This is a genomic window from Pseudomonas algeriensis (assembly GCF_048847255.1).
Lineage (GTDB): Bacteria > Pseudomonadota > Gammaproteobacteria > Pseudomonadales > Pseudomonadaceae > Aquipseudomonas.
Genome location: NZ_JBKKRK010000011.1, coordinates 64,894 through 77,391 on the forward strand (window position 1 = coordinate 64,894; position 12,498 = coordinate 77,391).

15 protein-coding genes are annotated in these 12,498 nt (G+C 61.5%); 5 read left to right on the forward strand and 10 right to left on the reverse strand.

Annotation, left to right across the window (positions count from 1 at the left end; translation table 11 throughout):
* Positions 1 to 11: 11 nt before the first annotated feature.
* From ACLK1G_RS17415 to ACLK1G_RS17435, 5 genes are read right to left on the reverse strand one after another with little or no spacing between them, the layout of a single operon-like run.
* Positions 12 to 842 carry a DUF2797 domain-containing protein gene (locus ACLK1G_RS17415; protein ID WP_420766552.1) on the reverse strand — a complete coding sequence of 277 codons (831 nt, stop codon included), beginning with the start codon at positions 840 to 842 and terminating at the stop codon, positions 12 to 14.
* Positions 839 to 1,099 (reverse strand): YeaC family protein, encoded by a 261-nt coding sequence (locus ACLK1G_RS17420; protein WP_420766553.1) that lies wholly within the window; start codon positions 1,097 to 1,099, stop codon positions 839 to 841. The genes ACLK1G_RS17415 and ACLK1G_RS17420 overlap by 4 nt, the downstream gene beginning before the upstream one ends.
* 45 nt (positions 1,100 to 1,144) lie before the next feature.
* Complete coding sequence (locus ACLK1G_RS17425; RefSeq protein WP_420766554.1) at positions 1,145 to 2,017, reverse strand: rhomboid family intramembrane serine protease; 873 nt, start codon at positions 2,015 to 2,017, stop codon at positions 1,145 to 1,147.
* Complete coding sequence (locus tag ACLK1G_RS17430) at positions 2,014 to 2,988, reverse strand: metallophosphoesterase (RefSeq protein WP_420766633.1); 975 nt, start codon at positions 2,986 to 2,988, stop codon at positions 2,014 to 2,016. Before ACLK1G_RS17430 ends, ACLK1G_RS17425 begins: the two co-directional genes overlap by 4 nt.
* Entirely contained in the window at positions 2,985 to 3,875 is an 891-nt protein-coding gene (locus ACLK1G_RS17435) for an NAD(+) kinase (protein WP_003180647.1), read from the reverse strand. Before ACLK1G_RS17435 ends, ACLK1G_RS17430 begins: the two co-directional genes overlap by 4 nt.
* 105 nt (positions 3,876 to 3,980) lie before the next feature.
* On the opposite strand from ACLK1G_RS17435, the gene ACLK1G_RS17440 reads away from it, so the two are divergent.
* Positions 3,981 to 4,931: a DUF1853 family protein gene (locus tag ACLK1G_RS17440; RefSeq protein WP_420766555.1), complete on the forward strand. Its 951-nt coding sequence runs from the start codon at positions 3,981 to 3,983 to the stop codon at positions 4,929 to 4,931.
* Positions 4,932 to 5,080: 149 nt separating this feature from the next.
* Here the strand turns inward: ACLK1G_RS17440 and ACLK1G_RS17445 are convergent, their stop codons facing one another.
* Complete coding sequence (locus tag ACLK1G_RS17445; RefSeq protein ID WP_420766556.1) at positions 5,081 to 5,638, reverse strand: NADPH-dependent FMN reductase; 558 nt, start codon at positions 5,636 to 5,638, stop codon at positions 5,081 to 5,083.
* Positions 5,639 to 5,823: 185 nt separating this feature from the next.
* Between ACLK1G_RS17445 and ACLK1G_RS17450 the strand changes: the two genes are divergently transcribed.
* Positions 5,824 to 6,054 carry a hypothetical protein gene (locus ACLK1G_RS17450; protein ID WP_420766557.1) on the forward strand — a complete coding sequence of 77 codons (231 nt, stop codon included), beginning with the start codon at positions 5,824 to 5,826 and terminating at the stop codon, positions 6,052 to 6,054.
* A gap of 86 nt (positions 6,055 to 6,140) precedes the next feature.
* Positions 6,141 to 7,034, forward strand: coding sequence for a LysR substrate-binding domain-containing protein (locus ACLK1G_RS17455; RefSeq protein WP_420766558.1), 894 nt, complete (start codon positions 6,141 to 6,143; stop codon positions 7,032 to 7,034).
* On the opposite strand, the gene ACLK1G_RS17460 is transcribed toward ACLK1G_RS17455, so the two are convergent.
* From ACLK1G_RS17460 to ACLK1G_RS17475, 4 genes are all read right to left on the reverse strand, one after another.
* Entirely contained in the window at positions 7,000 to 7,614 is a 615-nt protein-coding gene (locus ACLK1G_RS17460) for a GNAT family N-acetyltransferase (protein WP_420766559.1), read from the reverse strand. The two genes, ACLK1G_RS17455 and ACLK1G_RS17460, sit on opposite strands and share 35 nt — an antisense overlap.
* 169 nt (positions 7,615 to 7,783) lie before the next feature.
* Positions 7,784 to 8,545 carry a DNA polymerase III subunit epsilon gene (gene dnaQ / locus ACLK1G_RS17465; RefSeq protein WP_420766560.1) on the reverse strand — a complete coding sequence of 254 codons (762 nt, stop codon included), beginning with the start codon at positions 8,543 to 8,545 and terminating at the stop codon, positions 7,784 to 7,786.
* A 225-nt stretch (positions 8,546 to 8,770) separates the two neighbouring features.
* Positions 8,771 to 9,223, reverse strand: a complete 453-nt coding sequence (gene rnhA, locus ACLK1G_RS17470) for a ribonuclease HI (protein WP_420766561.1) — start codon at positions 9,221 to 9,223, stop codon at positions 8,771 to 8,773.
* Between the two features lie 86 nt (positions 9,224 to 9,309).
* A complete protein-coding gene (locus tag ACLK1G_RS17475) occupies positions 9,310 to 10,068 on the reverse strand; it encodes a class I SAM-dependent methyltransferase (protein WP_420766562.1) in 759 nt (252 codons plus the stop codon).
* Between the two features lie 65 nt (positions 10,069 to 10,133).
* Between ACLK1G_RS17475 and gloB the strand changes: the two genes are divergently transcribed.
* Together gloB and ACLK1G_RS17485 are read left to right on the forward strand one after the other, a co-directional pair.
* Entirely contained in the window at positions 10,134 to 10,901 is a 768-nt protein-coding gene (gloB, locus tag ACLK1G_RS17480) for a hydroxyacylglutathione hydrolase (RefSeq protein ID WP_420766563.1), read from the forward strand.
* 99 nt (positions 10,902 to 11,000) lie between these two features.
* Positions 11,001 to 12,449 carry a transglycosylase SLT domain-containing protein gene (locus ACLK1G_RS17485; RefSeq protein ID WP_420766564.1) on the forward strand — a complete coding sequence of 483 codons (1,449 nt, stop codon included), beginning with the start codon at positions 11,001 to 11,003 and terminating at the stop codon, positions 12,447 to 12,449.
* The last annotated feature ends 49 nt before the right edge of the window (positions 12,450 to 12,498 follow it).

Here is a 12,498-nt window from a genome sequence, read left to right on the forward strand (position 1 = left end):
GTCGAATCCTTCTACTGATGCACGGCGAGCTGGTAAGCCGTGTATTTACGAATATTGATCACGCCGGTGTCGAAAATCAGGTATTGGCCCTTGATTCCCAACAGCGTGCCCTCGGCGATCGGGTCCTTGTCCAGGTTGAAGCTGACGATCTTGGCCGGGTATTGCTCCACCGGGTAACGGATCTCGATGGGTTCGACGTCCGCTATGGTCTGGATCGCCTGCAAGCCGAATCGTTCCTGAAGGCCCTGCAAGCCCGGGGCGCAGCTTTCGAAGAGGGAATCGCGGATGGCGGGCAAGTCCACCGCCGCCGCGTCGCCCTTGAGCAAGGCGCGCCAGTTGGTCTTGTCCGCCACCTGGCTGCGGAACAGGTCCTCGACGAACCCCGACTGCTGGCGGCTGGCGACCCGCAGGATCGGCAGCGCCTGGCTCGCACCCTGGTCGAGCCAGCGGGTCGGCAACTGCGTGGCGCGGGTGATGCCGACTTTCACGCCCGACGAATTGGCGAGGTAGACCACGTGATCGGTCATGCAGAACTGCTCGCCCCACGCTGGGTCGCGGCAGGTGCCCGCGTCGAAATGGCAGCGCTCGGGGCTCATGATGCACAGGTCGCACTGGGCCAGCTTGGTCATGCAAGGGTAGCAATAACCCTGGCTGAAACTGGTCTTGGTCCGGCGTCCGCAATGGGTGCAGTGGATCGCACCAAGGTATTGCAGGCGAATCGTGCTGCCGATCAACGGATTGACCGGCACCTCGACGTCACCCAGGCGAAAGGCATATTGAACAGTCGGCCCGTCAAGGCGCGCCGACATCTTGCTGATTGCACCGCGGCCAATCTCGATCAATGGATGGCATCCGACTTGAACAGGATATTGGGCACTTCGATGGCTTTGGACTGGCATTCCTGCGGGCCCATGTAGCCGGTGCGCTCTTCCTCGGGCAGGTTCTGGATTTCCCAGGCGATCATCGCCTGCAGCGACAGCTCGCGCTGCTCGGCGGTGAGCTTGTTGCCATCGGCCCATTTACCGATCTCCACGGCCAACTTCAGGCTGCGGTAGATGTCGGGGGTGATGTTCTGGATCATTTCGTTGAAGGAAGACATGGATTCTCCGCGCAATCGCGCATTTTCAAAAGACACAGGCGCCTGTCAAAGAGACATTTTACGGCGAGCGAACAGCCCGCCCAACAGCCCGGTAAAGCAGCCGACGAGCAGCCCACCGACATGGGCCGCGTTGGCGATCTCGCCGAAACCGATAAGCGAAACCAGCCCGGACAGGCACAGCAGCAACCACACCAGCATCATCACCAGCACCCCTCGGGGCAAATGATAGGCCGGGTTCGGTGCGAGCAGTTGGTAGATCCAGCAATGCCCCAGCAGGCCGTACAACACTCCAGACAACCCGCCGAACAGGGTCGGTCCGCTGAAAAAATACTGGCTGAAGTTGGAGACCAGGCTGAACAGCAGCGTCAACCCCAACAGGTTGATGCCACCCTGGCGCGCTTCGATCCGCCGCCCCAGCTCCCAATACCACATGCCATTCATGGCGATGTGCAGGAAGCCGAAGTGAATCAGCATCGGCGTCACCAGGCGCCACCACTGCCCCGCCGCCAGGCTATCGGCCAGCGGTGTGAACTGGATGTACTCGCCGACGACGCGAAACTGGAGAAAGGTCAGCCAGCGCAAGGTTTCAAGATTGTCCCCCAGCAGGGTCACGGCGCTGACGATCAGGCTCAGCAGCAATACCAGGGCCGTCACCGGACTGCGGGTCAGCTGTTGCACGAACCCGGTTCGCCGGGAAGTGCTGCCCTTGTCCGGCAGTTCCAGCTGTTGCTCGGGATCGCCAGCAGGGAATCGCGCATACAACGAGCGCACGTCTTCACTGATCTCGTTCGGCACCCAGAGCACCTGCTCACCCGCCTCTTCACTGACGCGATGGGGGACCTGCATGCGTTGCAGCAGTTTGACGAAACCGCTGAGGTCTACCGCCAGGGGCAGGCGCAGGACCGCGACGACGCTCATTGCACCACCTCCGGTCGCTCGACATCGACCCAGACGAACTTGTGCGGATCCAGGCGGGTTTCCTGGTCGAGGCGATACGCAACGAGCTTGCCATAGAGCACCGCGCTGTAGTCCAGGCACGCCAGGTTCGAGCGGATCGGCGCAGGCTTGCCGCTGCGCCAATAATGGCCGACGAACAACATCGGCTGATCGACGCCATAACGCAGCAGGTTGTTTTTTTCATCCGGGGACAATGGCGTGCGGGCCACAGGTTCTGGCAATGCATCAGGCTGGAACACGATGTCGCCGTAGGTCTGCGGGTTGTCTTCCCAGAACTTGGTGCGGAAGAATGCCCGCGTCAGGCCATCGCCACCCGTCAGGGTCATGCCATGGGGCAGGCGCATGTCGGTGCCGCGCAGCAGGCGGTCGAAGACCGTACAGGCGAAACTGCCGGATTCGGCCGACGCCTGGAGAAAATGCTCGTCGACGCAGCCATTCGGAAACAGGCCACGCAAGGGTTCGATGAGGCCGGCATCCCAGCAAGCGTGCACGACCCGGAAACGGCCGGCATCGACAAACAACGGCAGCTCATAGAACCATTTGAGGAAATCGCGCCACTCGCCAGGGTGCTGCTCGAACTGGCTCAGCGTCTCGTTGAGCAGGCGGGCATGGCGCGGCGTGTGCTCACGCACGTAGCGCTGGCCGCTGCCCGGCAGTGCCGGCGTGCTCCAACCCAGCGCATTGAATTCATGGTTGCCCATGATGCACAGCGCCTGGCCGGCCTGCACCATGTCGTGGACGATGTGCAGCGCCTCGCGAATACGCGGGCCACGGTCGATGATATCTCCGAGGAACACAGCCATGCGCGACGGATGCCGCCAGACCCCGCCCTGCTTGTGGTAACCGAGCCGGTCAAGCAGGTGTTCCAGGGTCAAGGCGCATCCGTGCACGTCGCCGATCAGGTCGTAACTGCGCGCGGGATCGAGCATCAGTCGCCTCCACCCCCCAGACGACTGCCCCAGCCGAGCTTGGTCCGGCAGACTTCGTAGTAGTTGTGATCCAACGGGTGGATCAGGCGCAGCTTCTGGGCCTTTTTGCTGACGGTGATGGTGTCACCTGGCGCGCAGGTGAAATGGTTCTGGCCGTCGCACGATACTTGCGGGTAGATCTGCATATCCTTGGACACGACGATTTTCAGTTCACTGTTGCCATCGACCACGATGGGTCGCCCAGACAAGGTATGGGGGTACATGGGCACAATCACAATAGCGTCGAGCTTGGGATGCATGATCGGCCCGCCCGCCGACAGCGCATAGGCGGTGGAACCGGTGGGCGTCGCGACGATCAGGCCGTCGGCCTTCTGGCTGCAGACGAACTGGCCATCGATGTACAGCTCGAATTCGATCATGCGGGTGGACTTGCCGGGGTGCAGCACCACGTCGTTGAGGGCATCGCCTTGGCCGATGGCCTCGGCGTGACGACGGACCTCGGCTTGCAGCAGGAAGCGGTTCTCCACCAGATAATGGCCGTCCAGTACCTCGGCAACCTTGATTTCCAGCTCGTCCGGGCGGATATCGGTGAGGAAGCCAAGGCTGCCACGGTTGATGCCCAGTACCGGAATGTTGTGCCGCGCCAAGGCCCGGGCGGCGCCCAGCAGGCTGCCGTCGCCGCCGACGACGATGACCATGTCGCAGACTTCGCCGAGCATCTTGCGCGACGATGTCTGCAGACCGTGGCCCGGCAGCACTTCGGCGATGGTGTCTTCGAGGATCACATGCAGGTGCCGCTCCAGGAGGAAGCGTTTGAGACGGCGAACGGTGTCCAGCACCTGTGAACTGCCCAGGCGACCGATGATGCCGATATTGCGAAATTGCTCCATGAGGCTCCTGCGAGGGTCTGCGACGGGCGAAAAATACGATTATGGGCGAAAGCGCTCCGTAGACAAAATTCTTTAAGCCTCCAGCGCAACGGCTATGCTCGCAAGATGATCCTGTTCCCTGAGTTGCTGGACCTGCCCCGCCGCCTGCGCCATCCCGAAGTGCGGGATCTAGCGTGGGTGATCGTCGCCCCACCGATGCTCATCGACACCCCTTGGCCCCAGCGTCATCCGCTGGCGGGCAGCGACTGGGTCCAGCAACCCCATCGATTGGAGCACTGGCTGCGCCAGCTGGACCGCGACAGCTACCCGCTGCTGCAATGCCTGTCCCAAGGTCGGACGCGGCGCCTGGGCCTGTATTACGAAAGGTTGTGGCAGTTTGCCGTGCAACACGCGCCGGGCATCGAACTGATCGCGGCGAACCTGCCGATCCGTCGCGAAGGCCATACGCTGGGGGAACTGGACCTGCTGCTGCGCGATGGCGAAGGTGTGCACCACCTGGAACTGGCGATCAAGCTGTACCTGGGCCCGCAACAGGGCAACGGCCACGACACTGCGCAATGGCTCGGCCCCGGCTGCCATGACCGTCTCGACCGCAAGCTGGCGCACCTGCGCGAGCACCAACTGCCGATTTCAGCCCGCCCGGAAAGTCGTCAGGCCCTGGCTGCGCTGGGCATCGAATCGTTTCGCCCACACCTATGGCTCGGCGGTTATCTGCTCTACCCCTGGCCCGGCGAGGCCGAACCACCGAGCGGCGCGCACCCCAGGCATTTGCGCGGCCGTTGGCTGCATCAACGCGATTGGCCTGGGTTCATCGGCCAACGGCCTCCGGGCCGCTGGCAGCCCCTGCCCCGCGCCGCCTGGCTGGCCCCGGCCCATTATCCGCCGGACCAGGTCTGGACTGCCGCGCAACTGGACGCCTGGCGAACCGCACTCGACCCCATGGCGCCGGCACAACTGATGGTGCGCCTGACGGAAAATGCCGAGGGCGAATGGGAAGAAGCTGAGCGGGCGTTCCTTGTGGCGGATCTTTGGCCGGATGTGCCGGGCAACGGCTAAGCTTTGAAATGCCCTTCTGGGCACCATCGCGAGCAGGCTCGCTCCCACATTTGGAATGCAATTTCCTGTGGGAGCGAGCTTGCTCGCGATTGAGGCCGACGCCATCTAAGGGACAACCGCACAACCAACGCCGGCACCGTCAACACAGATCAAAGCTTCTTGTGCTGCTCGACCCACTTGCTATAGCTATCGATGAACTTCTGCAAAAACGGCCTGACCGAATCCGAGAGGTTGCCCGCTTCGTCGAACGCGGTCCCCGCGCCACTCAGGTAGGCTTCCGGTTGTTGCATGCAGGGCACATCGAGAAACACCAGGGATTGGCGCAGATGATGGTTGGCGCCGAAACCACCCATCGCACCGGGTGAAGCGCTGATCACCGCGCCTGGCTTGCCACTCAGGCAACTCTGGCCGTAAGGGCGCGAGCCAACGTCGATGGCGTTTTTCAGAGGGGCCGGCACCGAGCGGTTGTATTCCGGGGTTACGAACAGCAGCGCGTCGGCGGCGCCTACTTGCTCGCGAAACCTGGCGTAGGCTTGGGGCGGTGTCACGTCAATGTCTTCGTTGTACAGCGGCAGTTCGCCTATCTCGACGATATTCAGCTTGAGGTTGGTTGGCGCCAGCTCCGCCAACGCCAGCGCAATCTTGCGGTTGATCGACGCCTTGCGCAGGCTGCCCACCAAAACGGCAACGTTGTAGACATTACTCATCAGAGGTTCTCGATTGTCGGCTCATAGGAAGCCTGTAGTTATAGATGATCGGCACGACAATTGGACCAATGGAGCGTCGAAAACCTGCCGCACGGACTATTTTTTTCTTGTAGGAAAACTTACCGCGCTCGGCAAAGGTCTACAGAACCGCAAATCGAGTGATCTATTTCCAGAGGTTCTAAGCAATGGCAACAGTACTTGTCGGACAGTTTCATGCGCGGGACGCTGAAGGACGCGTCTATTCTGTGCATGAATTCCAAGAATCAGACCCGTCCCAGGACGGCATTGGCAAGGATGTCATCACCTATAAGCTGGCCATTGGCGATCGAGTCAGCAAGTTGGATGAGGAGAAATTTCTCCTGGTGCAGTCCGGCATCGAACTGATCCGCGAACCCGAACCGCAAATAGCGCTGTAACCCGGTTTCTTGAGCAGAAGTCGCACCCGTAATTGGGTTAGGATTCAGCCTCCCAATGGCTTACCTGCCTAAAACGGACTTCTTGCATGCGTTTACGCCACATCGAAGTGATCCAGGCGCTGCTGCAGACCGGCCACCTCGCAACCGCGGCCGAATGGCTGCAATTGCCGGTGGCCGAAGTCGAGTCGATCCTGCGCGATGCGGAAGCCCAGCTCGGTTTCATGCTGTTTGCCAGCGTTCGCGGACGATTGCAGCCCACCCGCGAAACCCTGGAGTTGCGCGAAGGCATTACGCAGCTTTACGACACCCTCGAGCCAATACAGCGGCTGGCCAGCAGCTTGAAACATCATCAGGCCCCGCCCCTGCGCATCATCTGCACCCCGCCGCTGGCGCAACAGTTGCTGCCCCTGGGCATTGCCGCCCTGCGTCGGCGCCATCCGGATGCGCCTTGCACCCTGCTCAGCGAACCAACCCGCGAAATCGTCAAGAGCCTGTTGCTGCGTGAAAGCGACTTGGGCCTGAGCCTGCACGATCCGGAACACCCGGACATCCAATGCCAGACAATCGCCCAAGGCAAACTGCAATTGCTGGCGCCCCACGGCTGGCTGCAACCTCGGCAGAAATACATTTCAATACAGGACTTGGCGGGCCAGTCGCTGGTGGGGCTTGATGGTCATGACCCGCTGAGCCCGGCATTCGACCACAAGCTCGCGGCGCTGCGCCCCGCACCGGTGATCCAGATTCGTGTGCAGACGCACCAGATGATGCGCGCGATGGTCGAAGCCGGCGAAGGCCTCGCCATCGTCGATCCATTCACCGCCTCGGGCGCCAAGGGCAGCGGGCTGGATATCTGCCCGGTGTCACCAGCCGTTCCGATCTGCCTTTACGCACTGAGCCTGAACGGCGTGCAGCCCTCGCCCACGGTCCAAGCGCTGCTGGAACGAATTACGGAACAAGCCGAGGCGTTGCTGAACCACTGATCGTCATGCCCAGCGGATCGTCGAACAACCGGTACCAGAACAGCGCCACCTCGGCGGTATGCCGATCGATGCCGCGATAGCGCAAATGATCGATCCCGCCGAGCACGTAGCCGCAACGTTCGTAGAGACGGCAGGCACCCAGGTTATTGTTCTGGGTTTCCAACATGATGCCCGGCAGTTTTTTCTTGCGGCTCCAGAACTGGGCCACGTCCAACAGTGCCTTGGCCACCCCATGCCGGCGAGCCGGGGCATGCACCGCCAACTCATCGATATGGGCATAGCCATTCCAGTTGGTGCTGATCACCAGGTGACCCACTGGCTGGTCGTCCAGGTAGGCCATGAAGATTTCGCTGTCGGGGGCATCCCGGAAACTGGCGAATTCTTCAGGATCGATACCGTAGCACTTGCGGTAGGGAACGATCGGCGTCACCGGCCATTGGCTCACCGGCCGGCCGATCTGCGGCGTACCGTAGGCGCTGACGTCAAAACTGAAATCACTGCCCCAGACATACACGGCAAAGCCGTCGTCGACGACGCGTACCGAGAGGCCGGGATGCTTGGGATTCTTGACCGGTTGCATACAGGGAAAGGTCCTCATTCCTTGAGGCAATCAACGGCACAGTGCCATCCATTGCCCTTGCCTCTCGAATCTTCACACATCAAGCGGGTATCCATGGCCTGCCTTGCTTCAGGTTAGAAGGTACTGGCGATTGTCGCGAGAAATGATCGGTATGAACCGTGGATCCGGATCAATTCGCGGCGGCCTGCGCCTCAGCCAGTTGCGTCCACAATGCCGGGGCGCCCGCGGACTTGGCGATCGCTTCCAGACGCGCGGCATGTTCGGCCAGGTCGCTTTCGCTGGCGCGGATGATCCGGGCCGGCTTGCGGTCCGCAGGCAAGCGACGGATTTCGGTCGCCTGGTTGCCCGAACCTTCGCCGGTGCCGTTGCCGTCCGAGGCGTTACCGGCCAGGGACAGGCTGGTCTGCCCGCCGGTCATGGTCAGGTAGACGTCGGCAAGGATTTCGGAGTCGAGCAAGGCGCCGTGCAGCTCACGGCCGGAGTTGTCGACGCCGTAGCGCTTGCACAAGGCGTCGAGACTGTTGCGCTGCCCCGGATGCCGTTCCCGGGCCATCATCAACGTGTCGAGAATAGTGCAGTGCTGGGTGATATCGGCGCGGTCGTGCTGGCCCAACAGGGCGAATTCATTGTTGATGAACCCGACGTCGAACGCCGCGTTATGAATGATCAGTTGGGCGCCCTGGATGAACTCGAAGAATTCATCGGCCACCTCGGCGAAACGCGGCTTGCCCACCAAAAATTCATTGGTGATGCCGTGCACGCCAATGGCACCCTCGTCACTTTCGCGGTCCGGTTGCAGGTAAACGTGGAAATGACGGCCGGTCAGGCGCCGACCCATCAGCTCGACACAGCCGATTTCAATAATCCGGTGACCGTCGGTCACCGGCATGCCGGTGGTTTCGGTATCCAGTACTACAGATCTGTTGGCCATCAGTGTTCAATTCTCAACGGGCAGTCTTGCAAAAGCGCGGATCTTACCATGCTATGAGGTGGGATTAGCCTGGGACCGCTTTTGTGGCGAGGGAGCTTGCTCCCGCTAGGTTGCGCAGCGACCGCCGAAAGGGGCCTGCTTCGCCCGAGGTGGCGGACCGGTCCAGCGGGAGCAAGCTCCCTCGCCACGATTATTTCCATCTGCCAAAAATCAGATCCGGCCGGATCAGGACTGCTTGTAGCCGCGCACCTCATCCACTCCTCGATTGGCCAACTGGTCGGCCCGTTCGTTTCCGTGGTGACCAATGTGGCCACGTACCCATTTCCAGGTAACGTTGTGGCGGTTGACCTGCTCGTCCAGCAGTTTCCAGAGGTCGGCGTTCTTGACCGGTTCCTTCGCCGCCGTCTTCCAGCCGCGCTTCTTCCAGTTCGCCATCCACTCGTTGATGCCTTTCATTACATACTGCGAGTCGGTCACCAGCAGCACGTCGCAAGGACGCTTGAGCTCTTCCAACCCCCGAATGGCGCCCATCAGCTCCATGCGGTTGTTGGTGGTATTGGCTTCGCCGCCCCAGAGCTCCTTTTCCACGCCCTTGCACACCAGCAATGCACCCCAGCCACCCGGGCCAGGGTTGCCCTTGCAGGCGCCATCAGTGAAGAGTTCCACGCTATCGCTCATGCCAATCAATCCAAAAAACAAAAGGCCGCCGCCCAGGGCCGATCAGCGCCCGGAGCCGGATACGGCCAGAACCATCGATAAAGGTATTACGGCTCGATGTGGCGACGGTTGACCTTGGCCATCGGCAAGGGAATCAGCTTGCCCATCGGCTCGCGTCGCGCCTGACGCACCGGGCGCAGCCCGACCGCGATCTTGCGCGCCACCAATAAATAGAAGCCGCCACCGGACAATTGCCAGTCACCCGCCTTGCGCTCCCAGCCAGCCAATCGGGCCTGCCACTTGGGCGACGCAAGCGGCGGACGATAGCACCCGAAGCGGCGTTTCTCCAGCGCGAAACCCAGCAGGTTGAGCCAGTCGCCGACCCGCGAGGCCGAAATGCAACGGGCCTGGCGCAGCGCATCGCTGGCGAATACATGGCGCAATCCCCAACTGCTCCAGGGGTTGATGCCGATGATCAACAGATGCCCACCGGGCCGCACGCTGCTGGCGGCTTCGCGCAACAGCCCATGGGGCGACAGGCAGAAATCCAGGCCGTGCTGCATCACCACCACATCGGCGGCATGCTCGCTCAAGGGCCAGGCCTGCTCCTCGCAAACGATCTCGACGCCCGGCAACGGCGCTCCCAAGCGCACGTTGCGCTGGACCTGAGGCGCCGACGGTGGCGTTTGCGCCGAAGGACCGTAATGCACCAGATAGCCGCCAAAGAACCGGCCCAACTCGTCTTCGAGCATGCGCCGTTCTTCTTCCAGCAGAAATTGCCCGACAGGGCCGGACAGCCACTCACGGGCAGAGCTGATCAATGCCAGCCAGTCAGGATCGGCCTGAGCGAACGCTTCATCGGTCATTGCATTCTCCAACGCGTCAGGAAGTTCTAAGATGCGCCTTTGTTTTGAGCTTGGCGAATTCGACGATGATACAGATCACTGCCCTGCCCGCGTTTAACGATAACTACATTTGGTTGTTACAAGATCACTCGACGCAGACTTGCGCCGTGGTCGATCCAGGCGACGCCGCGCCAGTGCAGGGGTGGCTCGAGGCTCATCCCGACTGGGTCTTGAGCGACATCCTGGTCACCCACCATCACCACGATCATGTCGGCGGTGTCGCCGCGCTGAAAAGCGCGACCGGCGCCACCGTCTACGGCCCGGCCAGCGAAAACATCCCGGCGCGAGACATCGCCCTTAACGACCACGCGAAAGTCAATGTGCTGGGCCTGGACTTCGATGTTTATGCGGTTCCCGGGCACACATTGGGGCATATCGCCTACTACCACCGTGGCCTGCTGTTCTGTGGCGACACGCTGTTCGCCGCCGGTTGCGGACGGCTTTTCGAGGGCACGCCCGAACAGATGCACCACTCCCTGGGCCGCCTCGCCGCGCTCCCTGAAGATACGCTTGTCTACTGCACCCATGAATACACCTTGAGCAATCTGAAATTCGCCGCCGCGGTCGAGCCGTCCAACCCAGACGTTGCCGCCCGCCTGGAGAAAGTCACCCAGCAGCGCAACCAGGGCATCATCACCCTGCCCTCGACCCTGGCTCTGGAAAAACTCACCAATCCGTTTTTGCGCACCGCTGAAACATCCGTTAAACAAAAAGCAGACGAACGGAACGGTCAACCCAACCAGACGGCGAGTGAGGTTTTTGCGGCCTTGAGGGCCTGGAAAGATAAGTTCTAAGGCAGCTACCGATTGATACAAAAATTCTGAATGGTTGACCTGCTGGGGTGCGCTTCCTAGAATCGGCCGACATTTTTGCCCGGAACTTACTTCCAGCCAATGTCGTCATCTATTCGCAGGTCCGTCCAGTCAGACACACTGACCCGCTTGGCCCAGGCCATCGCGGTGGCAGTGTCCGCCACGCTGGCGGGCTGTCAGAGCACCGGCCAGGTGCCACAGAGCGATGCTGCGCATAAGCCGAATGTCGCCGCGCGGGCCAAGCAAAAACCTGTGTGGCTCACGGAAAAGCCTACCCCCCAGGTGCCCCAGGATGTGTGGGAACGCATGCGCCAGGGCTTCCAACTCCAGGAAACCGCCGGCGTCAACCCGCGCATCGAGCAGCAGCGTTTGTGGTTCGCCAGCAACCCTTCATTCCTGGAAAATGCCGGCGAGCGCGGCAGCTTATATATCCACTACATCGTCGAGCGTCTTGAAGAACGCAACATGCCGCTGGAGCTGGCGCTGTTGCCGGTGATCGAAAGCGCCTACAACCCCATGGCCTATTCCCGGGCCAATGCAGTGGGACTGTGGCAATTCATCCCTTCCACCGGGCGCTATTTCAACCTGCGCCAGACCCGCTTCTACGACGGCCGTCGTGACATTACCGCGTCCACCACCGCCGCGATGGACTACCTGACGCGCCTGCACGACATGTTCAACGGTGACTGGTTGCTGGCACTGGCGGCCTATAACGCTGGTGAAGGCACGGTCAGCCGCGCCATCGAGCGCAACGAGAAGCTTGGCCTGCCCACCGACTACTGGAACCTGCCGCTGCCCAGCGAAACACAGGCCTACGTGCCCAAGCTGCTCGCGCTGTCCCAGGTCGTGTTGGCTCCGGACGCCTATGGCGTGAACCTCAACCCGATCGCCAACGAGCCGTACTTCCAGGTCGTCGAGATCAACCAGCGCATGGACCTGTCGAAGGTCGCGGCGGTGGCGAACATCGACGAGGACGAGCTGTTCCAGCTCAACCCGGCCTTCAAGCAGCGCACCACCATCGACGGCCCGCAGCACCTGCTGGTGCCGACCTCCAAGGCGCAACTGCTGACCGCCAGCCTGTCGACCATGCGCCCGGAAGAACTGATCAGCCCTCGCTCGCTCAAGCCAGTCTTCGAGACCGCCGATGACAGCGAAGTGGAAGGCGCAAGGCGCACCTACCGCGTCAAGCGCGGCGACAACCTGGCCCAGATCGCCAAGGCCAACAAGGTCCAGACCAAGGACTTGCAGCGCTGGAACAAGCTCAGCGGCAACAAGCTCAAGGTCGGTCAAACGTTGGTGATGCAGGACGTCAAGGCCACCAAGGCCCGCGGCAAGCGCATCAACACCGTCGTGGCCGCCAAGGGCAAGGAACAAAAGAAGCAGACCCAATACAAGGTCAAGCAGGGTGACTCGCTGTACGTCGTCGCCAAGCGCTTCAATGTCGAAATGCAGCACCTCAAGCGCTGGAACCCGCGCATGGGCAAGGCGCTCAAGCCTGGGCAGATGTTGACGGTCTATTCCCCGCACTAAGCTTATCGATGGCTGAAGGGCTGTGCCCGAGCAGCATTCGTGGCGAGGG